The sequence below is a fragment of the Rhodoferax sp. GT1R46 genome, assembly GCF_056521285.1.
Genome location: NZ_JBWMBC010000001.1, coordinates 477692 through 502517, shown reverse-complemented (window position 1 = coordinate 502517; position 24826 = coordinate 477692). Strand labels below are relative to the sequence as shown.

The 24826-nt window shown below is 56.7% G+C and carries 23 protein-coding genes; 3 read left to right on the top strand and 20 right to left on the bottom strand.

What is annotated here, in order from left to right; translation table 11 throughout:
* Positions 1 to 14: 14 nt before the first annotated feature.
* From AC097W_RS02435 to AC097W_RS02420, 4 genes are read right to left on the bottom strand one after another with little or no spacing between them, the layout of a single operon-like run.
* Positions 15 to 1223: an ABC transporter permease gene (locus tag AC097W_RS02435; RefSeq protein WP_479600724.1), complete on the bottom strand. Its 1209-nt coding sequence runs from the start codon at positions 1221 to 1223 to the stop codon at positions 15 to 17.
* Positions 1223 to 1981 carry an ABC transporter ATP-binding protein gene (locus tag AC097W_RS02430; RefSeq protein ID WP_479600723.1) on the bottom strand — a complete coding sequence of 253 codons (759 nt, stop codon included), beginning with the start codon at positions 1979 to 1981 and terminating at the stop codon, positions 1223 to 1225. The genes AC097W_RS02435 and AC097W_RS02430 overlap by 1 nt, the downstream gene beginning before the upstream one ends.
* Positions 1978 to 3306, bottom strand: a complete 1329-nt coding sequence (locus tag AC097W_RS02425; protein WP_479600722.1) for an efflux RND transporter periplasmic adaptor subunit — start codon at positions 3304 to 3306, stop codon at positions 1978 to 1980. Before AC097W_RS02425 ends, AC097W_RS02430 begins: the two co-directional genes overlap by 4 nt.
* A gap of 44 nt (positions 3307 to 3350) precedes the next feature.
* Positions 3351 to 4820, bottom strand: coding sequence for an efflux transporter outer membrane subunit (locus AC097W_RS02420; RefSeq protein WP_479600721.1), 1470 nt, complete (start codon positions 4818 to 4820; stop codon positions 3351 to 3353).
* Between the two features lie 152 nt (positions 4821 to 4972).
* Here AC097W_RS02420 and AC097W_RS02415 point away from each other — a divergent pair, with 152 nt between their 5' ends.
* Positions 4973 to 6067 carry a lipocalin-like domain-containing protein gene (locus AC097W_RS02415; RefSeq protein ID WP_479600720.1) on the top strand — a complete coding sequence of 365 codons (1095 nt, stop codon included), beginning with the start codon at positions 4973 to 4975 and terminating at the stop codon, positions 6065 to 6067.
* A 50-nt stretch (positions 6068 to 6117) separates the two neighbouring features.
* Here the strand turns inward: AC097W_RS02415 and AC097W_RS02410 are convergent, their stop codons facing one another.
* A complete protein-coding gene (locus AC097W_RS02410; protein ID WP_479600719.1) occupies positions 6118 to 6432 on the bottom strand; it encodes a c-type cytochrome in 315 nt (104 codons plus the stop codon).
* A gap of 218 nt (positions 6433 to 6650) precedes the next feature.
* Between AC097W_RS02410 and AC097W_RS02405 the strand changes: the two genes are divergently transcribed.
* Positions 6651 to 8426, top strand: coding sequence for an ABC transporter transmembrane domain-containing protein (locus tag AC097W_RS02405; protein ID WP_479600718.1), 1776 nt, complete (start codon positions 6651 to 6653; stop codon positions 8424 to 8426).
* 145 nt (positions 8427 to 8571) lie between these two features.
* Positions 8572 to 9903, top strand: a complete 1332-nt coding sequence (locus AC097W_RS02400) for a Glu/Leu/Phe/Val family dehydrogenase (RefSeq protein WP_479600717.1) — start codon at positions 8572 to 8574, stop codon at positions 9901 to 9903.
* 7 nt (positions 9904 to 9910) lie between these two features.
* Here AC097W_RS02400 and AC097W_RS02395 read toward each other — a convergent pair whose 3' ends face one another.
* The 15 genes from AC097W_RS02395 to AC097W_RS02325 are packed head-to-tail and all read right to left on the bottom strand — an operon-like array spanning position 9911 to position 24817.
* On the bottom strand, positions 9911 to 10360 hold the full coding sequence (locus AC097W_RS02395) for a DUF1178 family protein (RefSeq protein WP_479600716.1): 450 nt from the start codon (positions 10358 to 10360) through the stop codon (positions 9911 to 9913).
* On the bottom strand, positions 10357 to 10974 hold the full coding sequence (locus AC097W_RS02390; protein WP_479600715.1) for an NUDIX domain-containing protein: 618 nt from the start codon (positions 10972 to 10974) through the stop codon (positions 10357 to 10359). The genes AC097W_RS02395 and AC097W_RS02390 overlap by 4 nt, the downstream gene beginning before the upstream one ends.
* A 15-nt stretch (positions 10975 to 10989) precedes the next feature.
* Positions 10990 to 11292, bottom strand: coding sequence for a DUF2818 family protein (locus AC097W_RS02385; protein WP_479600714.1), 303 nt, complete (start codon positions 11290 to 11292; stop codon positions 10990 to 10992).
* A gap of 5 nt (positions 11293 to 11297) precedes the next feature.
* Positions 11298 to 12788, bottom strand: coding sequence for an NADH-quinone oxidoreductase subunit NuoN (gene nuoN, locus AC097W_RS02380; protein WP_479600712.1), 1491 nt, complete (start codon positions 12786 to 12788; stop codon positions 11298 to 11300).
* A gap of 24 nt (positions 12789 to 12812) precedes the next feature.
* Positions 12813 to 14288, bottom strand: coding sequence for an NADH-quinone oxidoreductase subunit M (locus tag AC097W_RS02375; protein WP_479600709.1), 1476 nt, complete (start codon positions 14286 to 14288; stop codon positions 12813 to 12815).
* A 12-nt stretch (positions 14289 to 14300) separates the two neighbouring features.
* Positions 14301 to 16319: an NADH-quinone oxidoreductase subunit L gene (gene nuoL / locus AC097W_RS02370; RefSeq protein ID WP_479600707.1), complete on the bottom strand. Its 2019-nt coding sequence runs from the start codon at positions 16317 to 16319 to the stop codon at positions 14301 to 14303.
* 5 nt (positions 16320 to 16324) lie between these two features.
* Entirely contained in the window at positions 16325 to 16633 is a 309-nt protein-coding gene (nuoK, locus tag AC097W_RS02365; protein ID WP_479600703.1) for an NADH-quinone oxidoreductase subunit NuoK, read from the bottom strand.
* Positions 16630 to 17289, bottom strand: coding sequence for an NADH-quinone oxidoreductase subunit J (locus AC097W_RS02360; RefSeq protein ID WP_479600700.1), 660 nt, complete (start codon positions 17287 to 17289; stop codon positions 16630 to 16632). The genes nuoK and AC097W_RS02360 overlap by 4 nt, the downstream gene beginning before the upstream one ends.
* Positions 17290 to 17314: 25 nt before the next feature.
* Positions 17315 to 17812 carry an NADH-quinone oxidoreductase subunit NuoI gene (nuoI, locus tag AC097W_RS02355; protein WP_479601281.1) on the bottom strand — a complete coding sequence of 166 codons (498 nt, stop codon included), beginning with the start codon at positions 17810 to 17812 and terminating at the stop codon, positions 17315 to 17317.
* A gap of 36 nt (positions 17813 to 17848) precedes the next feature.
* On the bottom strand, positions 17849 to 18931 hold the full coding sequence (nuoH, locus tag AC097W_RS02350; protein WP_479600697.1) for an NADH-quinone oxidoreductase subunit NuoH: 1083 nt from the start codon (positions 18929 to 18931) through the stop codon (positions 17849 to 17851).
* Positions 18928 to 21072, bottom strand: a complete 2145-nt coding sequence (gene nuoG, locus AC097W_RS02345; protein ID WP_479600694.1) for an NADH-quinone oxidoreductase subunit NuoG — start codon at positions 21070 to 21072, stop codon at positions 18928 to 18930. The genes nuoH and nuoG overlap by 4 nt, the downstream gene beginning before the upstream one ends.
* A gap of 12 nt (positions 21073 to 21084) precedes the next feature.
* Positions 21085 to 22458, bottom strand: a complete 1374-nt coding sequence (nuoF, locus tag AC097W_RS02340) for an NADH-quinone oxidoreductase subunit NuoF (protein ID WP_479600691.1) — start codon at positions 22456 to 22458, stop codon at positions 21085 to 21087.
* Positions 22455 to 22946 carry an NADH-quinone oxidoreductase subunit NuoE gene (gene nuoE / locus AC097W_RS02335; RefSeq protein ID WP_479600689.1) on the bottom strand — a complete coding sequence of 164 codons (492 nt, stop codon included), beginning with the start codon at positions 22944 to 22946 and terminating at the stop codon, positions 22455 to 22457. The genes nuoF and nuoE overlap by 4 nt, the downstream gene beginning before the upstream one ends.
* Entirely contained in the window at positions 22943 to 24196 is a 1254-nt protein-coding gene (locus tag AC097W_RS02330) for an NADH-quinone oxidoreductase subunit D (protein ID WP_479600686.1), read from the bottom strand. The genes nuoE and AC097W_RS02330 overlap by 4 nt, the downstream gene beginning before the upstream one ends.
* Positions 24197 to 24208: 12 nt before the next feature.
* Positions 24209 to 24817 (bottom strand): NADH-quinone oxidoreductase subunit C, encoded by a 609-nt coding sequence (locus tag AC097W_RS02325; RefSeq protein ID WP_479600684.1) that lies wholly within the window; start codon positions 24815 to 24817, stop codon positions 24209 to 24211.
* Positions 24818 to 24826: the final 9 nt, after the last annotated feature.

Below are 24826 nucleotides of genomic sequence, written 5' to 3'. Positions count from 1 at the left end.
TTCAGCCCTTTGGTCTACTCGTGGCGCAGGGCCTCAATCGGGTCCATCCGTGCGGCACGTCGGGCCGGAAAGTAGCCAAACAACACTCCGATAGCGGCCGAGAACACAAACGACAGCAGATTCACGTTCAGGTTGAAGGTGTAGGGTATGTCCATCAGAATCGCCAATCCGATGGAGGCACCGGTGGCCAGCACGATGCCAATCAATCCACCCAACGCCGCCAGCACCACCGCTTCAATCAGAAACTGCAGCAGCACTTCGCGCTCCAGCGCACCAATGGCCAGGCGCAAGCCAATCTCGCGCGTGCGTTCGGTCACACTCACCAGCATAATATTCATGATGCCAATGCCACCCACCAGCAAGCTCACGGCGGCGACCGCGCCCAGCAGCGTGGTGAGCACCTTGGTGGTGCCCGACAGGGTGTCCGCCAGCTGCTTGGTGTCGAGCACATTGAAGTTGTCTTCATCGGTGCTGGCCAGCTTGCGGCGCTCGCGCAGAAGTTGCGTGATACCGGCCGTGACGCGGGATGCGTCGCTGCCGTCATTCATGGACACCAGCAGCGTGTTCACACGGATGTTGCCGGTAATGCGGCGCTGCAGCGTCTTGATGGGCAGCAGCACCATATCGTCCTGGTCGTTGCCAAAAGCGCCCTGGCCTTTGGAGGCCAGCAGGCCGACGATCTCGCAGGAGATTTGCTTCACCCGCAGCTGCGCACCCAGCGCCGCAGTCTTGCCGTAGAGCTCGCGGCGAACGGTTTCACCAATCAGGCACACGGCCGCACCGCCGCGCATTTCGTCATCGGAAAACTCCCGGCCACTGGCCAGCTTCCAGTTGCCGGTTTGCAGCCAGTCGTTGGTACTGCCAATGATGCTACTCGTCCAGTTGCGGCCGTTGGCCACCACGGTGGAACCGGTGCGCGCCTCGGGTGCCACAGCGGCGATGCCTCCAATCTGGGTGGCTATAGCCTCCGCGTCTGACTCCTTGAAGGCGGGTGCACCGCCACCGCCGCTGCCCGGACCCAGGCGCTGGCCGGGGCGCACTTGCAGCAGATTGGTGCCCAGACCAGAAATCTGGTTTTGGATGGCCAGCGTGGCGCCATTGCCCAGCGTCACCATGGTGATCACGGCACTCACGCCAATCACGATGCCCAGGATGGTCAGAAAGGACCGCATCAAATTGCGCCGGATGGAGCGCAGTGCGAGTAGCAGTGTGTTGAGGAGCATCAGTGGACCTCTGATACGGCTGAGGCTGGAACATGCGCGGCGTCTTTTCCCTGCAAGCCGACGGGATGCGCATTGCGCTCGTCGCTGGCCACGACCCCATCCACAAAACGCACGATGCGCCGGGCGTAGGCGGCCATGTCGGACTCGTGTGTCACCATCAGCACAGTGATGCCATGGTCCACATTCAAACCCCATAGCAGTTGCATGATCTCGCGGCTGCGCTGGGTGTCCAGGTTGCCAGTCGGCTCATCGGCCAGCAGCACCGCGGGCTCGGTGACGATGGCGCGCGCAATCGCAACGCGCTGCTGCTGCCCACCCGACAATTCGGACGGCGTATGGTGCTCCCACCCCTTGAGCCCGACCGATTCCAGCGCCTTGGCCGCCGCCGCATGGCGTGCAGAGGCCGACTCACCGCGGTAAAGCAGCGGCAGCTCCACATTTTCTTGCGCAGAGGTACGCGCCAGCAAGTTAAAGCCCTGAAACACAAAGCCGAAATACTGCCGTCGCAAACGCGCGCGCTGGTCACGGGTAAGCGACTCCACATGGGCCCCTTTGAACAGGTATTCACCGGTGGTGGGCGTGTCCAGACCACCCAGGGTATTCATGGCGGTGGACTTTCCCGACCCGCTGGGCCCCATGATGGCCACAAAATCGCCGGCTTCAATATCCAGGTTCACCCCTTTGAGTGCCTGCAGCGCGGTGGCGCCTTCGCCGTACACCTTGGTGATGCCACGCAGGCGGATCAGGGGCTCGCTCACGGGGCTGCTCCAGCAGCGCGCTGATCGGTAATGACGGCCATGCCCGCCTGCAGATCGCCGCCGATGATCTCGGTCATGCGGCCATCGCTGATGCCGGCCCTCACCGCCACCGCCACCGCCTGTCCGTCCTTCAAAATCCAGACCTGCTTGGCGGCCGCGCCACCGCCGCCTGCCTTGCGCGCACCGGTTCGCGGCATGCGCGGCATCAGCTTGGATAGCATGCTGCCGCTCGGTTGAGCTGCCGCATCGGCGCCCGCTGCGGAAGGTGAAAAGCGCAATGCCGTATTCGGAACCAGCAGCACGTCGGTGCGCTCGGTGGAAACAATGGTGGCTGCGGCCGTCATGCCCGGGCGCAAACTGAGATCGGTGTTGTCCACATCCAGATTAGCGGTGTAGGTGACCACGTTATCGGTCTTGGTAGAGCCAAAGGCGACGCGGGCGACGCTTGCTGGGTAGCGGCGCGCGGGGTAGGCGCTGACGGTAAACGTGGCTTTCTGGCCGTCCTTGACCGAGCCCACATCGGCTTCATCGACGCTCACATCCAGTCGCAGCTTGGTGAGGTCTTCTGCCACCGAGAACAGCGTAACCGCCTGGAGAGAGGCGGCCACTGCATTGCCGGGATCGACCGTACGGGAAAGAACGACTCCGTTAATAGGGGAGCGAATGGAGGCCTTGGCAAGGTTGGTCGCATCGGTGGACAGGGTTGCCCGTGCCACATTCACATTGGCACTGGCACTGGCCTCTGCTGCTATGGCGCGGGCCACATTGGCGCGCGCACTGTCCAGCTCAGTCGCCGACGGCACCTTGCCCCCCGACAACCGGGCCACTTCTTCGAATCGGCCCAAACCAGCCTGGAACTCCTTGACCGTCGCCTTGCTTTGAGCCTCCTGGGCCTGCGCGGCCAGCAAGGACGCCCGCGAGCGTGTCACCTGGTCCACCAGCTTGGCTGTGTCGAGCTCGACCAGAATTTGTCCGATCTTGATGCGGTCATTCACATCCACCAGGACGCGCTTGACCGTACCGGAAAGCTCACTGCCAATGTTCACCGCCCGCGTGGGCTGCAGCGTACCGTTGGCCGAGACGGTGAGCGTCAGATTGCCCTTGCCCACGGTTTCCGTCACATACGTCGGCAACGCGCTGCTGCTCTTTTGCGCCTGCCAGTAATACCAGCCGGCAGGTAGCAGAACCACGGCGGCAGCGGCGCCCCAGACCAGCGGGCGCTGCCACCAGCGGCGCGGCGGATCCGCGCCCAAAAGAGCCTGTAAATCGGCAGGAGGCTGGGCAATGGTCGGGGCAACGGCGGGGGTGGGCGTGGGGGTAGTCATGGCGTGTGAGGAAATCAGGTTAGAGCATGGTGTGCGGGGCAGGATCAGGGCACAGAGGTCTGCGTATCCGGAATCCATCCACCGCCCAGGGCTTTGTAAAGTCGAACGTGGTCCGCACTCAGGCTTGCGCGGGTGGTCTCCACGCTGTCCTGCGCAGACAACAGCGTACGCTGTGTGTCGAGAACAGTGCGAAAGTCGATCAGCCCGCTGCTGTAGCGCTGACGGGCCAACAGATCCGCATTCGCGGCAGCAACTGTTGCCGATTGCAGCCGCGCCAGACGTTCGCGATCGCCCTGCAGCGCAATCAGTGCATCTTCCACATCCTTCAAGGCGGTCAGCACCGTGGCTTGATAACCCACGCGGGCCTGCTCCAGCGCGGCCTCCTGCGCGCGCACCTGCGCTCTGGCGGCGCCACCATCAAACAGCGGCACGGAAACACTGGCCAGCAAGGCGTTGACAACCGAAGCGCCGCTACTGACTGTGGCCAGCGTCAGCGCACGCAATCCCAACGAGCCTGAAATCTGGAAACCGGGGTACCGGGCCGCGTCAGCCTGCGCCACGCGCGAGAGCGCTGCGCTGATACGGTACTCGGCAACGCGCACATCCGGTCGCTGGCGCAGCGTTTGCGCGGGTATGGCCAGAACGAGGTCGCCGGGTGCCTGCGGCACTTGCACTGGCGGAGAAGTGATCACCCCCAGGGTGCCCTGCAACGCCCCGGGTGCCTGACCGGTCAGCACCGCCAGACTATTCAGATTTTGGGTCACGCTGGTGATCAAAGAAGGGATCTGGGCACTGGTCTGCTCACTGGCGGCAACGGCCTGCTCCACATCCAGCGAAGACACCAAGCCTGCCTGCGCACGCCAGCGGGTTATCTGCAGCGTTTCACTTTGCGTGGCCAGGCTGTTGCGCGCAATGGCCAGCCGGCTCTGCAAGCCACGCAGTTCAATGTAGGTCACCGCCACCTCGGCGGCCAGGGACACCTGAACATTGGCCAGACTGGCTTCAGCGGCCTGGGCATCGGCTTGCGCCGCATTCAAAGTGCTGCGTTGTCCGCCAAACACGTCTGGTTCCCAACTGGCATCGAAGCCAGCCTGAAAGCTATTGGTGGCATCGTTGCTGTCCGTCTGGTTGCGTTGCGCAGAAGCGGAGCCCTTGAGGGTGGGCCCCAGGTTCGCCAGTTTGCCGTCACGCAGCGCCCGTGATTGCTGTAATGCGGCTTGCGCAGTGCGCACGTCGGTACTGGCCAGCAATGCCTGCATCACCAGAGCACCAAGTGCCGGGTCGTCGAAGCGCTGCCACCATTGGGCTAGCGACACGACAGAACCCGCACCCATTGGCAAAATCGGCGATCGGGACCATGCGGAGGGAACCGGTGTTTCAGGCAGCGAAGCATGCTGGGGCAAAAGCGATGTACACCCGGACAACATGGCCGCCACCGCAAAAGTCGCCGGTAACAAGCGGAAACGGACCGCCGTTAAGCGAAGCTGGAGGGGATCGGGGATTTGAGTGGTCATCAATTTATATTGCACAAGGCTTTTGACAGGTCGATTGTGGGGTGGCTGCGTATCACCGGGATTGACATACGTTAATTCTTGTAAAGTTGACAATGCCAAATTGACGCATCGCAGTCTGTGGACTGGCGCACGTAAACGAAAAAGGGATTGACATGAACCGCCGCAGCATTTTGAGCGCAGGGCTGGGGGCGAGTCTGGTCTTGGGCGCGAGCCCATTCGCCAGGGCCTTGGAGCGCAAGCAACTGGAGTTTCCACGTGACCACGGAGCCCACCCGGACTTCCGCACCGAATGGTGGTACGTCACCGGCTATGCCAACGTGGCCGGCGGCCCTGCAGCCTTTGGTTTTCAGGTCACCTTCTTTCGCAGCCGCGTGGCGCAGACGCAAGGGATGCATTCCAGCTTTGCCGCCAAACAACTGGTATTCGCGCATGCGGCACTGACCGATGTGCGGGGGCGAAAGCTGTGGCACGACCAGCGCATTGCGCGATCCTCGGGCGATGAACCTGGCCAGAACGCTGTGGATATGGCGTCTGCCAGTATCGAGGACACGGCCGTGCGGCTGCGCGATTGGTCTCTGCAACGCAATAAAGGAGTCATCGAGGCGACGGTTCGATGCGCCGATTTTTCTTTGGATCTCACACTGTCACCCAGCCAGTCAGTGCTGTTGCAAGGAGACCAGGGCCTGTCGCGCAAAGGTCCTGAGCCAAAGCAAAGCAGCTATTACTACAGCCAACCTCAACTGCAGGCCCATGGCGAACTCGTATTACAGAACGAGCGCCACACCCTGACGGCAGGCAGCACCGCCTGGCTGGACCACGAATGGAGCCAGGAGCTACTGCATCCGCTGGCGGTCGGGTGGGACTGGATCGGCATCAACCTGCTTGATGGCAGCGCCCTTACAGCCTTTCGTCTGCGCGACAAGGCCGGAAATGCGTTGTGGGACGGCGGTTCCTTCCGCACCGGTGAAAAGCTGTTCGCCTTCCGCCCTGGCGAGGTGCTGTTCAAACCGCTGCGCAACTGGAAAAGCCCGCTGAGCCAGGCCAGCTACCCGGTGGAGTGGATCGTACGCACCCCCGCGGACTTCTACACCGTGCGTGCCGTGGTGGACAACCAGGAACTGGATAGCCGCACGTCCACGGGTGCCATTTACTGGGAGGGCCTGTGCGAAGTGTGGGACAGCAATAACCGGCTGGTCGGGCGTGGCTACCTGGAGATGACCGGGTATGCGGCGCCTATGCGGCTTTGACGGACAACAAAAAACCCGCCAACAGCGGGTTTTTGCTAGAGCATTGAAGCTTACTTGAGCGACAAAACCCACGCAGCCAGTTTCTTGGAGTCTGCTTCATTAACCTGCGCATTGGCCGGCATCGGCACAGGACCCCAAACGCCTGAACCACCTTTAATGATCTTGGCAGCGAGCATATCGGCCGCCTTCGCGTCGCCAGCGTATTTCTTGGCGACGTCCTTGTAAGCCGGGCCCACCAATTTCTTGTCCACAGCATGGCAGGCCATGCAGTTTTTGGAAGTGGCCAACGCCAGATCGGCAAAGGCGGGCGTCGTCACCGCAAATGTGGCAACGACTGACAAAGCGGCCAAAAGAGTACGTTTCATTGATATTCCTCGTGGATGGATGATGGATGACTTGAGCGGATGCGTCACAGCCCTTAAACGGTTGAGTGGCAACTCTGGTTGACCACAACTGCGGCGTGAGAATAGCAGAACCCGCTGGCGATGTAATTGAACTACATTAGTTCAGGGCACGTTCTTTGCACCACTGGAAGGCAGGACATTCCTTCAGCAACTCCACGCTTTACCCCCACCTGACACTTATGATTACTGAGCGCGCCAAGTCGCAAAACACCAAATCACTGTCCGGGCTGATGCCCTTTTTACGACCCTACCGCGTACGCATTGGGTTTGCGCTGGTATTCCTGGTCATGGCGGCTGTCGCCACACTGGCATTCCCACTGGCATTACGTAGCCTGATTGACGGGGGTTTGGTGCAAACCGACAAGGGTCAGCAGGTGATGGCTTTGCGCGAGCATTTTGCCGCCCTGTTTGGCGTGGCCGTGGCACTCGGCCTGTTTTCTGCCGGGCGTTTTTATATGGTGAGCTGGCTGGGCGAACGCGTAACCGCTGACCTGCGCAACGCGGTCTACAGCCATGTACTGGACCAAAGCCCCGAATTTTTTGAAACCACCCAAACTGGTGAGGTGCTGTCGCGCCTCTCCGCCGACACCACACTGGTGCAAACCGTGGTGGGCTCGTCTTTGAGCATGGGGCTGCGCAACCTGGTCATGGGAATAGGCGCGCTGGGCATACTGGTGTGGACCAACCCCTATGTGATGTTCCAGGTGCTGGGAGTGCTGGTACTGATCGTGTTGCCCAGCCTGTGGTTTGGCCGCCGGGTGCGCAAACTGTCTCGCGCCAGCCAGGATCGCATTGCCGACTCCAGCTCGATCGCCGCTGAAGTGCTCAACGCCATTCCTGTGGTGCAAAGCTACACGGCTGAGGCACGCGAAGCCAAACGATTCATCACCTCGACTGACAACGCGTTTGACACCGCCGTGCGGCGTTCCAAGGCACGCTCGGTGCTGGTCGCCTTCATCATCATTGCCACCTCAGCCGCGCTGCTGTGGGGTCTGTACCAGGGAACCCAGGCGGTCGTAGCGGGACGCATTTCTGCCGGGCACCTGGGGCAAACCGTGGTGTACGTCATCATTCTGGCGAGTGCTTTCGCCATCCTGGGCGAGGTGTACGGCGACTTGCTGCGCGCCGCCGGCGCCACCGAGCGACTGATGGAGTTGCTGAATACCCAATCGCCCATCGTTTCACCGGATAATCCGGCTGTAGCCCCCGTCCCTGTTGCGGGAAGCGCTATCAAATTCGAAGCAATCCAGTTTCATTACCCGTCCCGTCCGCAGCAGCCCGCCTTGTCGGACTTCTCGCTGGACATCCAGCCGGGTCAAACCGTTGCCATTGTCGGCCCCAGCGGTGCAGGCAAGAGCACGGTGTTTCAGTTGCTGCTGCGCTTTTACGATCCGCAGTCCGGGCGCATTGTGCTGGACGGAACGAGCACACGCGACATGTCGCTGGGTGACCTGCGCCAGCGGGTTGGAATCGTGCCCCAGGATGCGGTTATTTTTTCCAGTAGTGCGATGGACAACATTCGTTACGGCAAGCCCGAGGCCACCGATGCCGAGGTCATGGCCGCGGCCCACTCAGCCTTTGCCCACGAGTTCATTACCGACCTGCCAGAGGGGTACAACACCTTCCTGGGTGAGCGCGGACTGCGGCTCTCAGGCGGGCAACGCCAGCGCGTCGCCATTGCGCGGGCCATGCTGAAGAACCCCCCGCTGCTCCTACTTGACGAAGCCACCAGCGCGCTGGACGCCGAGAGCGAGCGCATGGTGCAGGCCGCACTGGAATCGGCCATGCGGGACCGCACCACACTCGTCATTGCGCACCGGCTGGCCACCGTTCAAAAGGCAGACCTGATCGTGGTGCTGGACCACGGACGGTTGGTGGAACAAGGTACCCACGCCGAGCTGGTGGCCCGCGGTGGCGTCTACGCAGGGCTGGCGGCCTTGCAATTCAACGCGTGATCGACAAACGGCTGGCGATAGGTAGCATCGCCAACCTCAGCGCGTAACTATTAATTTATTGCATAACCCAAGAATATCTTGGCCTTAGACAGGGTGACCGGCCAAGCCTACAGTGCGAGGCTTGAACCCCTCCACAAGGAAACCCATGTCGAACAGCCCCCAACCTTCCGGCTCCATTGCCGCATTGCCCGCGTCCCAGACAAGCCATGCGCTGCCTTCTTACTTGCAGGCCGACAATCTGGGGCCCTGGGGCATTTATCTGCAACAAGTCGATCGTGTCATCCCCTACCTCGGACATCTCGCACGCTGGGCAGAAACACTCAAACGCCCCAAACGCGCGCTGATCGTGGATGTACCGATCAATATGGACAACGGCACCGTGGCTCACTTTGAAGGCTACCGGGTTCAACACAACACCTCGCGCGGACCCGGCAAAGGTGGCGTTCGCTTTCACCAAGATGTCACGCTGTCGGAAGTGATGGCGCTCTCTGCATGGATGTCCATCAAGAATGCAGCGGTGAATGTACCTTATGGCGGCGCCAAGGGTGGTATTCGTGTGGACCCCAAGACCCTCTCCATGGGCGAACTGGAGCGCATGACGCGACGCTACACCAGCGAAATTGGCATCATCATTGGACCGACCAAGGACATTCCCGCGCCCGACGTCAACACCAATGAGCAAATTATGGCCTGGATGATGGACACCTACTCCATGAATGAAGGTGCCACATCCACTGGCGTAGTGACTGGCAAACCCGTTGATCTGGGTGGCTCGCTGGGCCGACGGGATGCAACCGGACGTGGCGTGTTTACCGTAGGCATGGAGGCGGCCCAGCACATTGGCCTGGATATAGCTACCTCCAAGGTGGCCGTGCAGGGCTTTGGCAATGTGGGCGGCGTGGCTGCGCGCCTGTTTTCCGAGGCCGGCGCGCGGGTGGTCGCGGTGCAAGACCATGGCGGCACCCTCTACCGGGAAGCGGGGCTCGATGTGTCAGCGTTGCTGGCCCATGTGGCGGCGTATGGGTCTGTGGCCGGCTTCGCGCAGGCGGAAGTGATTCCGAATGACACGTTTTGGGACGTGGCGTGCGACATTCTGATCCCTGCAGCGCTGGAGCAACAAATCACCGCGGCCAATGCCGGGCGCATCCGGGCTCGACTCATCATCGAAGGTGCCAATGGACCGACAACACCCGCCGCCGACGACATCCTGCAGGAACGCAACATTCTGGTGCTGCCCGATGTGATTGCGAATGCCGGTGGGGTCACTGTCAGTTATTTTGAATGGGTGCAGGATTTCTCAAGCTTCTTCTGGAGCGAAGACGAGATCAACGCCCGGCTGGTGCGAATCATGAAAGAAGCCTTTGCAGGCGTGTGGCAGGTGTCGCAAGACCAAAAGGTCACGCTGCGGACGGCGACGTTTATCGTAGCCTGCAAACGCATTCTCCACGCCAGAGAGCTTCGCGGTCTCTATCCTTGAGCCGCGACTACTGAAGAGGGCCTTTCAAGGCCTCCGGTAGGACAAAGGGCACGACATCAATGCCCTCTTCCATGAGCGAGAGCGCCTCGTCGCGGGTCGTTGTGCCGCGGATGGCGCGTTCGTCCGCCTCCTGGTAGTGCATTTTTCGGGCTTCATCTGCGAACCGGTTGCCAACGTCCGTGGTGTTGGCCACCACTTGCCGGGCCAGTGCAAACCACGCTGCGGCGAGCACAGAGTCTGCGTTGGCGGACAACTGGTTCTGCTGCATATCGTCTGAAAGAGCCCGGCTTCCTGAGAGATTCAAACGCGGTGCGCTCAGTTTTTTGACGATGGAAACATCCCCGCATACCGGGCACTGCACCATCGATTTTTCACACTGCGCCAGGAAATCTTCCTCAGAACCAAACCAGCCTTCAAACGCATGGCCGTGGTCACATTGCAAGTCCAGGACTTTCATGGGCTGGATTGTGAGCGATCCGAAGGAACCGCAGCCTGCTGCCAGTCCAGCGCCCACGCGCCACTGAGCACGTTTTGCAACCAGAGTGCACCAGTAAGCGTTTTTGCATCGGTCACCTTGCCTTCCTTGCACCACTGAAGCAGTTCGGCAGGTGTGGCACTGAAGACATCCAGGAACTCACCATCGTCCAGATTGTGCTCGCCCAAAGCAAGGTGCCGGGCAAACCAGATATCGATGAATTCTGTGGAATAGGAAATAACCGGGTGCATTACCCCCGCACGTGCCCACTCCCGGGCGCTGTAGCCGGTTTCTTCCTGCAACTCCCGTTGGGCGCATGCCAGAACAGACTCCCCGGAGTCCAGTTTTCCCGCAGGAAACTCAATCATGACCTGGCCAACCGGGTAGCGGAATTGTCGCTCCAGCACCACGCGCAAGTTGCCCTGCTTGTCAGCCAGCAAGGGAATGATCATCACCGCACCTGGGTGAACCACGAACTCCCGGGTCGCAGATCCACCATCAGGCAGTACCACCGTGTCCCTAAACGCGTGTAAAAACTCGCCTTTGAGAATTTCCTGGCGTGAAACTCTGTGCTCGACCAAGTGCTGATCGCTCATAGCAAGTGACCCACCCTACCGGTTGCGCATGACCAGATATCGGTACACGAACCCGGGGAAGGCAAAGGTCAGAAACAAAAATACTGTAATGGCATAGAACTCCCAAGTCTGGGGAGCAATCTCACCGGCGCGCCGTTCAAACGCAAGGCCCACCAAGCCAGCTAACAGATAGCAAACCAGCAGCTCAAGCGCACGCAACCCCAATGTTTTCGGCTTCTGCAAAGGTATGACGCCCAAACCACGCAGCGTCAAAAATGGCAGGTTGGCCAAAGCCAACGCCAAGAACACGACAACCCAAACCGAGAACGGAGTATTCACAGAGGTCAAGTACCCAGCATTTGCCGGATCGCGTTCCCGCACAGCGCCAGCAATCCACTCGGGAACAAGCCCAACACAAGAATCAGGGCGCCATTGACGCACAGCACGACACGTACATCCAGAGGCGCGACCACAGTGCTTGCGGTAATGGGCGCGTCAAAATACATGACTTTGATTACGCGCAAGTAGTAAAACGCGCCAATAAGCGACATCATGACGGCGAAAACTGCCAATGTGATGGAGAACACCTGCCCGGAAGCGATCAAGGCCTGAAGCACCGCAAGCTTGGCGTAAAAACCCACCAGTGGAGGAATGCCAGCCAGCGAAAGCAGGCTGACCGCCATCACTGCGGCGTACAAGGGACTGCGCTGATTCAGACCCGCAAGATCCGCGATCTCTTCGCTTTCAAACCCTTCTTGCGACAGGAGCAGCAAGATGCCAAAACTGGCAAGCGTCGTCAACACATAGGTAATGACGTAAAACATGGCCGAGCTGTAGGCGTTGGCAGCAAAAGACAAGGCATCACCATTGACCACGCCAGACATCACGCCCAGCAAGACGAAACCCATTTGAGAAATGGTGGAGAACGCCAGCATGCGCTTGACGTTGGTTTGCGCGATTGCGGCCAGATTGCCCACCAGCAATGAACCAACGGACAACACCATCAACATTTGCTGCCAATCAACTGCCAGTGGCAACATGCCTTCCACCAAAAGACGCATCGTGATGGCGAACGCGGCAAGCTTTGGGGCGCCACCGATCATCAATGTGACTGCTGTGGGTGCACCCTGATAGACATCGGGAATCCACATGTGAAACGGAACGACACCCAGCTTGAACGCGAGGCCGGCAACCATGAACACCAGACCAAACACCAGAACCTGATGGCGGACCTGACCCGAGGCAATCGCGCGAAACACCGCGTTGACATCCAGAGAACCGGTCGCCCCATACATCATCGACATACCGTACAGCAGGAAGCCTGAAGCCATGGCACCCAGGACAAAGTACTTCATAGCCGCTTCAGTAGCGGTCGTGTTGTCACGGCGCAATGCAACCAGGGCATAACTGGAAAGGGTCAACAACTCCAGACCCATGTAGATCACCAGGAAGTTGTTCCCGGAAATCATGACAAACATGCCCAACAGCGCAAACAGACTGAGGGTGAACAGTTCGCCTCCGCGCAACATGTCGCGGTGTGCTGCGTAGGGCCGCCCATAGACCAAGGTGACCATGACGGCAAGCGTAGCGAAGCACTTAAGCCAGTTCCCCATGGAATCACTCACCACCATGTTCCCAAAACCGTAATGGGTCGCCGCACTCAATGCCAGATCGCCTTGCAGCAATGCCACCACAGCCAGCGTCAGCAGCGTGAGCGCATAGGTCAATCCGCGCATCGGCGTCTTTACCCCAAGGTCAATGAGTGCGATCGCGCAGGCCATGACCATCAGAATCATTTCAGGATAGGCAGTGATCCAACTGAGTTTGTCAATCATCGTTCGTCTCTCGCTTCAGTTTGATCAGTTCAGTTTGGAAATTGCAACATGCTTGAGCAATTGCGCTACTGAAACATCCATCACATCAGTAAATGGCTTGGGGTAGACACCCATCCACAATACAGCGGCAGCAAGAAGTCCCAACATCAGGAATTCACGCGCATTGATGTCGACAAGTGCCTTGACGTCATCATTGGCCACTGGACCCAGGTAGACCCGTTTGAACATCCACAGGGTATAAGCAGCACCAAATATCAGGGCACTAGCGGCTGCAAACCCGATCCAGAAATTGAACTTTACGGCACCCAGAATTACCATCCACTCACCTACAAATCCAGCGGTTCCCGGCAAGCCGCAATTGGCCATTGCAAAGAACAGCGCGAAAGCGGCAAACTTTGGCATGGTGTTCACAACACCGCCATAGCTGGCAATCTCGCGGGAGTGCACACGGTCATACAACACACCAATCGAAAGGAACATGGCGGCCGACACAAATCCGTGGGCAATCATTTGTACAACGCCACCGGCCACGCCGAGGTCGTTGAAAATAAAGAAGCCAAGTGTCACAAACCCCATGTGCGCAACGGATGAGTAAGCGACGAGTTTCTTCATGTCTTGCTGAACCAGCGCGACCAAGCCCACATAGACCACAGCAATGATAGAAAGCGTAATCATCAGCCATGCCCACTCATGGGCCGCATCGGGGGCGATGGGCAACGAAAACCGCAGGAAGCCGTATGCGCCGAGCTTCAGCATGATGGCCGCCAAAACCGCAGAACCACCTGTCGGAGCCTCGACGTGTACATCCGGCAACCAGGTGTGTACCGGCCACATGGGAACTTTGACAGCGAATGCCGCAAAGAAGGCGAAGAATAGCAGCGTCTGAGTCCGACCGTCCAGAGGCATTGCGTGCCAAACCGACAAATCAAAACTGCCACCCGACTTGGTGTACAGAAAGATGAGCGCGATCAACATCAACAACGAGCCAAGCAACGTATACAAGAAAAACTTGAACGCCGCGTAAATCTTGTTGGGCCCGCCCCAGATGCCGATGATCAGGTACATCGGAATCAGCGTAGCCTCAAAAAATACATAGAACAGCAGTCCGTCCAAAGCGCAAAAGACACCAATCATCAAGCCACTCAGTATGAGAAAGGCGCCCATGTATTGGTTCACGCGCCGGGTAATGACTTCCCAGCCAGCGATGATCACGACTACATTGATAAATGCGGTCAATAAGACAAACCAAAAGGATATCCCGTCTAAGCCAAGGTGGTAATTCACATTGAATCGCTCGATCCAGGGCGCCTTTTCAACAAACTGCATCGCTGCAGTCGCCGTATTGAACTGTCCATACAGTGGCAATGTCACCAGGAAACTGACGATCGCACCGATCAGAGCGACCCACCGAACCGAACGCGCCTGGTCATCACGACCCAGTGCCAGCAAGACAACGCCGAACGCAATAGGCGTCCAGATCGCAAGGCTCAACAATCCCATATTCTTTTTCTCCTACTTGAGCCAGACAAAATACGTCATGAGCACAAAAATGCCCAAGATCATGGCAAGCGCGTAGTGGTAGAGATAGCCAGTCTGCACCTTGCGCACTACGCCTGAAACCCAGCCCACCAACTTCCATGATCCGTTGACCAGGGTTCCATCAATGATCGCCTGGTCTCCAACTTTCCATAGGCCCATACCCAGAGCGCGCGCTCCTCGCGCAAGGACGTTTTCATTGAACCAGTCGAGGTAGTATTTATTTTCCAACAGCGTGAAAAGGGGCATCGCATTGCGCTTGATCGCGGTCGGCAACGCAGGATTGACCATGTACATGTAGTACGCCGTCGCCACGCCTGACACCGCAAGCCAAAGGGGCAAGCTGGTGAAAGCATGCACTGCCATCTGAAGCGGACCGTGGAAAACATGGGCCAATTCTTCCATGGCTGGATGCTTTTCCAGGTTCACGAAAATCGCATCTTTAAAGAAGTCACCAAACAGCATGGGGCCGATGGTCAGGTAACCAATTACCACCGACGGAATCGCGAGAAGAATCAGTGGCACCGTAACCACCCAAGGGGACTCGTGTGGCCCGTCATGTGCGTCGTGATGACCATGGTCATCATGGTGGTGGTGCACATCGGGGTTCTGATCGAAACGCTCCTTGCCATGGAACACCAGAAAATACATGCGAAACGAATAGAACGCCGTTACAAACACGCCCGCAAGCACCGCGAAGGATGCGAAACCAGCAGCAGGCAAATGGCTTTCGTGAACCGCTTCAATGATGCTGTCTTTCGAATAGAACCCGGAGAACAGTGGCGTGCCAATGAGCGCAAGGGAGCCCAGTAGGGAGGTAATCCAGGTAATGGGCATGTACTTCTTCAGACCACCCATCCAGCGGATGTCCTGGTTATGGTGAACGCCCATAATGACGGAGCCAGCCGCAAGGAACAACAAGGCCTTAAAGAAGGCGTGCGTCATCAGGTGGAAAACGGCCACCGAGTACGCGGACGCGCCGAGTGCCACCGTCATGTAGCCCAACTGGGAAAGTGTCGAATAGGCAACTACGCGCTTGATGTCATTCTGGATAATTCCCAAAAAGCCCATGAAAAGCGCTGTGATCGACCCAATGATCAGAATGAAGTTCAGTGCCGTATCGCTGAGTTCAAACAATGGCGACATACGTGCCACCATAAAAATACCTGCCGTCACCATGGTTGCGGCATGAATCAATGCAGAGATAGGCGTGGGGCCTTCCATCGAGTCCGGTAACCAGACGTGCAACGGAAACTGCGCCGACTTGCCCATGGCGCCAATAAACAAGCAAATACAAATCACGGTCACCAACATCCAGTCAGTACCAGGGAAACTCATTTGGGCTAGCTCTGCAGCCTTCGCAAAAGCCTCCGTGTAATTCAGCGTTCCTGCAAATGCAGCAATCAATCCGATACCAAGGATGAATCCAAAATCGCCCACCCGATTGACAAGGAAGGCCTTCATGTTGGCAAAAATGGCTGTCGGCTTGTTGAACCAGAATCCGATCAGCAGGTAAGACACGAGTCCTACCGCTTCCCACCCGAAAAACAACTGCAGCATGTTGTTGCTCATGACCAGCATCAACATCGAGAAAGTGAATAGGGAGATATAGGAAAAGAAGCGGTTATACCCTTCGTCCTCTTCCATGTAGCCGATGGTGTAGAGGTGAACCATCAGGGACACAAAGGTCACCACACACATCATCATGGCGGTCAAACCGTCCACCAAAAAGCCCACTTCCATTTTGAGACCACCAACGACCATCCAGGTATAGAGGGTCTCATTGAACCGGGCCCCGTCAAGCGCCACTGATTTCAAGGTCATTGCCGACACGATGAAGGCAACCAGAACACCGAGGATGGTCAACGAATGACTCAGACGTCGTCCAATCCAGTTACCCCCGAATTGGGTCCCAAACACGCCAGCCAGTACCGACCCCAGCAGCGGGGCCAAAGGGACGATCAGCAGCGTTGAAGCAGAAAGGGTTTGACTCATCTTGATTAACCCTTGAGCGTATTGAGTTCGTCCACACTGATGCTGGACTTGTTGCGAAACAGAAGCACCAGAATGGCTAATCCAATAGCCGACTCAGCCGCAGCAACTGTCAATATAAAAAACACAAATATCTGACCCTGCATGTCATGCAGGTAATAAGAAAAAGCCACAAAGTTCGTGTTGACGGCAAGCAGCATCAGCTCAATAGCCATCAGCAACACGATGAGATTGCGTCGATTCAAAAAGATACCAACCACCGACAATGCAAAGAGCATTGCTCCCAGCGACAAGAAGTGTCCTAGTGTCAAAGTCATGCTTTTTTCTCCCCTTCAGATACCGCTGCGGCAGGCTCAGCCACGGCAGCCTGGGTCGCCCCCATCTTGAGAACGGTCATTCGGTCACGGGCTTTTACCTTCACCTGATCACCAGGGCTGACGTACTTGCTGTCTTTTCGAGCCCGTAAGGTCAATGCAATAGCGGCGATCATTGCAACCAGCAAAATTGCAGCTGCCACTTCAAGCGGGTAGATGTACTGGGTGTACAACAACTTACCAAGCTCCTGCGTGTTAGAGACTTGCGTCATCCCGGGTGCAACACCCACAACGATGCGGGGGTCATCCACTACCCGGAATCCACCCATCAGCACGCCCGCCATTTCAAGCGCGATGACCACACCAACGACGGCAGCGAGAGGAAAATGATTCCAGAAACCAATGCGCAAATTTTCCACATTGATGTCCATCATCATCACGACAAACAAGAAAAGCACCATAACCGCCCCAACGTAGACCAATACGAGGGTGATAGACAAAAACTCCGCTTTCAACAGCATCCAGATCATGGCTGCCTGAAAGAAGGTCAATACTAAAAACAGGGCAGCGTGCACAGGATTGCGCGCTGTTATGACGCGAAACGCAGCAAACAGCAACACCGCTGAAAACGCGTAAAACAGACCGGTCGTGACACTCATGATTCAAATTCTTTCTTGCGACGGATCAGCGGTATTTGGCATCAGCCTGCTTGCTGGCTGCGATCTCGCTCTCGTAACGGTCGCCCACCGCCAACAGCATGTCCTTGGTGAAATACAAATCACCCCGTTTCTCACCGTGGTACTCAAGGATGTGCGTTTCCACAATGGAGTCCACGGGACAACTCTCTTCGCAGAATCCGCAAAAAATACACTTGGTCAGATCGATGTCGTAACGGGTAGTGCGACGGGAACCGTCTTCCCTGACGTCTGATTCGATGGTGATAGCCATCGCGGGGCAGACTGCCTCACACAACTTGCAGGCAATACAACGTTCTTCACCATTTTCATAGCGGCGCAGGGCATGCAGACCACGAAACCGGGGCGATAGCGGCGTCTTTTCTTCAGGAAATTGGACTGTCACCTTTCGGCGAAACGCATAACGTCCTGTCAGCGCCAGGCCTTTGAGCAACTCCACCAGCAGGAAGCTGTAGAGAAAGTCCTTGATTGAAAACGCAGAAGGCATACGGGTCACAGTGTTTGTAGACATGGTCGAATTTCCCTACTTCCAGATATTGAAGGAAGTCTGCATCCACGCGCCCACTACGACCAGCCAGACGAGGGTAACCGGAATAAAAACCTTCCAGCCCAAACGCATGATCTGGTCGTAACGGAAACGTGGGAAAGTCGCCCGAACCCAAATGAACAAGCTCACGACTGCACAGGTTTTGAGACCCAACCAGATCCAGCCAGGGATCCAATTCACCAGCTCACTGTCGATAGGCGAAATCCATCCACCGAGGAACATGATCGCAGCCAAAATGGACACGAGCCACATGTTGGCGTACTCCGCGAGATAAAACATTGCGTAGGACATACCCGAATACTCGACCATATGTCCGGCAACGATTTCGGCTTCGCCCTCAACAACGTCAAAAGGGTGGCGGTTCGTTTCGGCCATACCCGAGATGACATACACCACAAAGATGGGCAACAGGGGTAACCAGTTCCAGGACAGGAAGTTCAGGCCCATGTGGGCAAAATATCCTTTGCCCTGACCCGTGACGATGTCCGTCATATTCATGCTTGCAGATACCATCAGGACCACAATCAGGCAAAAGCCCATTGCGATTTCATAGCTGACCATCTGCGCAGACGCCCGCAGTGCGCCCAGAAAAGCGTACTTGGAGTTGGATGCCCACCCCGAAATTACGACGCCGTAAACTTCCATGGAAGTGATAGCCATCACAAACAGCAGGCCAGCATTGACATTTGCAAGTGCCACATCCGGCCCAAAAGGAATAACAACCCATGCCGCCATAGCGGGCATGATGGTCAATACCGGGCCAATAAAAAACAGGCCCTTATTGGCAGCTGCCGGAACCAGAATCTCTTTCGTCAACAGCTTTAAAGCATCCGCGATAGGCTGCAAAAGCCCCCAGGGACCCACGCGATTAGGGCCTATACGAACCTGAATCCAGCCCAGAAACTTTCGTTCCCACAAGGTCAAATAGGCTACTGCGCCCATCAAGGGTAAAACCACGACCACGATCTTGATCAATGTCCACAGGACGGGCCAGACAACCCCGGTCCACCATGCAGCCGCAACCAGCCCGACGCCAGCGTTATAAAACGCGTCAATCATGACAATACCCCCTCACCTGATGAGACATTCGTTTGCGCACGTGCATCTGCCGTCAATTGCAAAGACGACGCACGGCGCACGATGCCATCGAGTTGGTAAATACCAGCGACCGCAGGCTCTCCAGCACAAACCGTGAGATCCACAGAAACCTGACAGGCATTGCTCAATCGTTTCTCGGGCGCTGTTGCGGGACCACCATCGCCCTTGGTGTGCATGTGTTCCAAGACTTCTTGCGAAGACTCGTACGCCATCCCCGGTACATCCAGCATGTTGGCTAAAACCCGCAAGACCTTCCATGCGGGACGGGTGTCCCCCAAGGGCTTAACCACCGCATGGAAGCTCTGTGCACGCCCCTCGGCATTCACAAATGTTCCAGAAGTCTCGGTGAATGGAGCAATCGGAAGCAGAACATCGCTGAACTGCATATTGGCTTTGAACGGGCTCAAGGTGACAACCATCTCGCAACGCCCTAAGGACTTCACAGCCTGCACACCCAGTGCTGAGTCAAACTCAGGCTCGTTATTGAGAAGAATCGCTGCCTTCAAACCCCCAGACAACATCTGCCCGGCATTCAAACCATTCTTGCCAGGCACAGCAGCTGCCAATTGAGCGCCGACCGTGTTAGATGCCTCTGTAAGGTACCCGACGGTGGCGCTGACCTGCTCACCGATCCAGTTCGCCAACGAAAGCAGGCTGGACGCCTTCTCGTGATGGGCTGCAGCATTGCCGAGCAAAATGGCTTTGCGCTCGCCACTCAGGAGCGACTTTGCAATGGCTTGAGCGACGGCTGTGGCGGTTCCGGTCGCCGGTGGCGACACACCCTTTTCAATCGCCACCGCCGCAGCGATATCCGCAAGAGCCTGAACCCAGCTTGTTGATGGGGTCTGCAGGCTATTGGCAATGGGCATTGCCCAGTCCACCGCTGCCGCGCTAACCACATTCACTGCGCAACCCAGCCGGCCCGCTTGACGAACGCGTTGTGCAAACAGGGGATGGTCTTTGCGCAAATTTGAGCCAACGATCAAAACGCGCTGCAATTCTGACAGCGCCGCGACAGACATACCCAGATAACGGGCCCCGGTAGCGGAGTCAAACTCCGCGTTGCGCAAACGGTAGTCGATGTTTTCACTGCCCATGCCGCGCACCAAAGATCCTGCCAAGTAAAGCTCTTCAAGCGTGCTGTGAGGACTCACCAAAGCGCCGATGGCGGCCGCTCCGTGATTGGACTTGATGCTCTTCAGTCCATTGGCCACATACTCCAACGCGGTTTGCCAATCGACGCTCTTCCATTCACCGCCCTGCTTGAGCATGGGTGTTGTGAGGCGCTCATCACTGTTGAGCGCTTCATACGAAAAACGGTCCCGATCCGCAATCCAGCACTCATTGACCGCTTCATTTTCCAGCGGCACCACACGCATGACCTTGTTGTTCTTGACCTGCACAATCAAATTCGCGCCGGTCGAATCATGGGGGCTCACCGACTTGCGACGCGACAACTCCCATGTTCGGGCGCTGTAGCGGAAAGGCTTACTGGTTAAGGCACCGACGGGGCAGATATCGATCATGTTGCCCGAGAGTTCCGAGTCAATCGAGTGACCAACAAATGTTTCAATTTCGGCATGCTCCCCGCGATGGGACATGCCCAACTCCATCACGCCTGCGATTTCTTGTCCAAAACGTACACAACGGGTGCAGTGGATGCAACGACTCATTTCTTCCATGGAAACGAGCGGGCCCGCATCCTTGTGAAACACCACGCGCTTCTCTTCTTCGTATCGTGAAGTGGAACCACCATATCCGACCGCCAAATCCTGCAACTGGCACTCACCGCCCTGGTCGCAAATAGGGCAATCAAGCGGATGATTGATCAGCAAGAACTCCATTACTGATTTTTGCGCCTTAATGGCCTTGTCGCTTTTGGTGCGAACAATCATGCCCTGCGTGACAGGTGTTGCACAGGCCGGCATTGGTTTTGGCATCTTTTCCACGTCCACCAGGCACATGCGGCAATTTGCTGCAATGCTCAACTTCTTGTGGTAGCAGAAATGCGGGATGTAGGTACCGGCCTTGTCTGCAGCGTGCATGATCATGCTGCCTTCAACAATGTCAACCTTCTTGCCGTCGAGTTCGATTTCAATCATCTTGGGACTCGCTCAAACGTAGGCTGGGACCATGCAGGTCTTGTGCTCAACGTGGTATTCAAATTCGTGTCTGAAATGCTTGATCATGGCGCGCACCGGCATGGCCGCCGCGTCGCCCAGGGCGCATATGGTGCGGCCCTGGATGTTTTCGGCCACGTTATCCAGCAAGGCCAGATCGCTTTCACGCCCCTGTCCGTTCTCAATTCGATCCACAACCCGGGACAACCACCCCGTGCCTTCACGGCATGGCGTGCATTGCCCACACGACTCATGCATGTAGAAATAGCTCAAGCGCTGCAAGCTCTTCACCATGCAACGGCTGTCATCCAGCACGATGACGGCGCCTGAACCGAGCATGGAACCCGCCTTGGCAATGGAGTCGTAATCCATCGTGCATTCCATCATGATGGCTGCCGGCAAAATCGGAGAAGACGAACCACCAGGTATTACCGCTTTCAATTGGCGACCGGCGCGTACACCACCAGCCAACTCCAGTAAAGTGGCAAACGGGGTTCCCATGGGAATTTCATAATTCCCGGGACGCTCTACGTCACCACTTATGGAGTAGATTTTGGTGCCCCCATTATTGGGCTTGCCACATTCCAGATACGCCTGTCCACCATTGCGAATGATCCACGGCACGGCGGCAAACGTCTCGGTATTGTTGATCGTGGTGGGCTTTCCGTACAAACCAAAACTGGCAGGAAACGGTGGTTTGAAACGGGGCTGACCCTTCTTGCCCTCCAATGACTCCAGAAGCGCAGTCTCTTCACCGCAAATATAGGCACCAAACCCGTGCGCAGCATGCAACTGGAAGCTGAAGTTACTGCCAAGGATGTTGTTTCCCAGCAAACCCGCTGCACGGGCCTCTTCCAGCGCTTCTTCGAAACGGTCGTATGCAGAAAAAATCTCGCCGTGGATATAGTTGTATCCAACCGTAATTCCCATTGCATAGGCCGCAATGACCATGCCTTCGATAACGATGTGCGGATTGAATTCCAGAATATCGCGGTCTTTACAGGTTCCCGGCTCGCCTTCATCCGAATTGCACACCAGATACTTTTGACCCGGGAACTGGCGTGGCATGAAGCTCCACTTCAATCCGGTTGGAAACCCGGCGCCACCGCGTCCACGTAACGCAGACTCCTTGACGGTGGCAATCACCTGGTCCTGCGTCATACCCACAACGCCTGCCTCACTTTCAGGCGCGCCATCCTTACCCAGGATTTTGCGCAAAGCCTGGTATCCACCACGCGTTTCGTAGTCTTTAAGGCGCCAGTTAGCGCCATTCAACCCCGCATAGATTTGCGGCTTGATGTGTCGATCATGGAAACAGGTTTGAACACCGGTGGCCTGAAACTGCGACAGGATGTTGTTCACGTTCATGCCTTGTCTCCTACCGCACGCAGTCCATCCACCAGTTGATCCAGTTTCTCTGGCGACATGAAACTGCACATGGAACGGTCATTCACCAACAACACAGGGGAGTCTGCACACGCACCCAGACATTCGCTTTGTTGCAGCGTGAACATGCCGTCTGGCGTGGTCTCACCCATGGAGATACCCAGCTTCTGCTCCAAGTACCGCAATGTCTTGACGCCATCGCGCAACTGGCACGGCAGGTTGGTGCAAACATTGAGCTTGTACTTCCCAACAGGTTGCTGGTTGTACATGTTGTAAAACGTAGTCACCTCGTGCACAGCAATGGCTGCCATGCCGAGGTAGTCGGCAATCTGTTGCTCGCTGTCGGTGCTGACATGACCCAACTCCTGCTGAACGATTGCCAGGCAAGCCATAACAGCAGACTGCGCCTGATCGGCAGGATACTTGGCCACTTCCTTGGCGAAGCGCACTTTTGTAGCGTCAGAGATCATCGGTCAATCTCTCCAAAAACAATGTCCATAGTGCCAATGATTGACACCGCATCGGCAATCATGTGTCCACTAGCCATTTCATTCAGACTTGCCAGATGGGCAAATCCTGGTGGGCGAATTTTTAAACGGTACGGCTTATTGGCCCCATCGCTAACGATGTAGATACCAAACTCACCCTTGGGATGCTCGACGGCGGCGTAGGCTTCACCTTCTGGCACATGAAATCCTTCCGTAAAGAGCTTGAAATGGTGAATCAGCTCTTCCATGTTGGTCTTCATGGATTCCCGTGACGGCGCCGCCACTTTGTGATTGTCTGTAATGACCGGACCAGGATTGACCCGGAGCCAATCGACACACTGCTTGATGATGCGATTGGACTGCTTCATCTCTTCCATACGCACGAGGTAGCGGTCATAGACATCGCCCGTTTTACCGACGGGAATATCAAAGTCCATCTGATCGTAAACGTCATACGGCTGCTTCTTGCGCAAATCCCATGCAATACCAGACCCCCGCAGCATCGGGCCAGAAAATCCCAGGTTCAACGCGCGTTCAGGCGTTACAACACCGATGTTGACCGTCCGCTGCTTCCAGATGCGGTTGTCCGTCAGCAAGGTGTGATATTCATCCAGACAAGCGGGAAACCGCTGCGAGAAATCATCAATGAAATCCAGCATAGAACCCTGGCGATTGCTATTGAGTTCTGCCACACCTTTGGCGTTGCGCACACGACTTGCCTTGTACTGAGGCATGCTGTCCGGCAGATCGCGATACACACCACCTGGTCGGAAATAGGCAGCGTGCATGCGCGCGCCGCTAGCCGCCTCATACATGTCAAACAGATCTTCGCGCTCGCGAAATGTGTAGATCAGAATCGTCGAGCTACCGCAATCATTGCCGTGTGATCCCAGCCACATCAGGTGGTTGAGCAAGCGCGTAATTTCAGCAAACATCACCCGGATGTACTGAGCACGCACTGGTACCTCAATACCCAGCAACTTTTCAATAGCCAGGCAGTAAGCGTGCTCGTTACACATCATGGACACATAATCCAGGCGATCCATGTAAGGCAGGGCCTGAATATAGGTCTTACTCTCCGCCAACTTTTCAGTGGCACGGTGCAAAAGACCGATGTGCGGATCAGCACGCTGGATGACCTCTCCATCAAGCTCGAGCACCAACCGCAACACGCCGTGTGCAGCAGGATGCTGCGGCCCAAAATTAAGGGTGTAGTTCTTTATCTCAGCCATGAATCAAACCGCTCACTGCAAGCCCCCGTAGTTGTCTTCACGGATGATGCGCGGCGTAATTTCGCGCGCCTCGATGGTGACCGGTTGATAGATGACACGCGCCTGCTCCGCGTCATAACGCATTTCCACATGCCCCGTGGTCGGAAAATCCTTGCGAAAGGGATGACCGATGAACCCATAGTCCGTCAGAATTCGGCGCAAATCGTTGTGACCGTCGAAAACGATACCAAAAAGATCAAACGCTTCCCGCTCAAACCAGTCGGCAGAGTTCCAGATATCTGTCACAGACGCCAACACTGGCATTGCATCATCCGTCGCAAACACCTTCAATCGCACGCGCTGGTTTAACGCGATAGACAGCAGGTGACTGACCACACAAAAACGCGAACCTTCATAGGCTCCATCCCTGTACTCAGAATAGTCAACGCCACACAGATCCATCAGTTGCTCAAACTGGCAACCCGGAGTGTCACGCAAAGCCAAGGCCGATACATGGTAATCCGCGGCACCAACCTCGACACAAACTTCCCCCAACTTAACGGAGATCCGCTTGACTTTGTCACCCAGAGCAGCCTGTACGGCATCACGAGTCACCTCAGGGGATATTGCAAATAACGTCATAACCCCTCT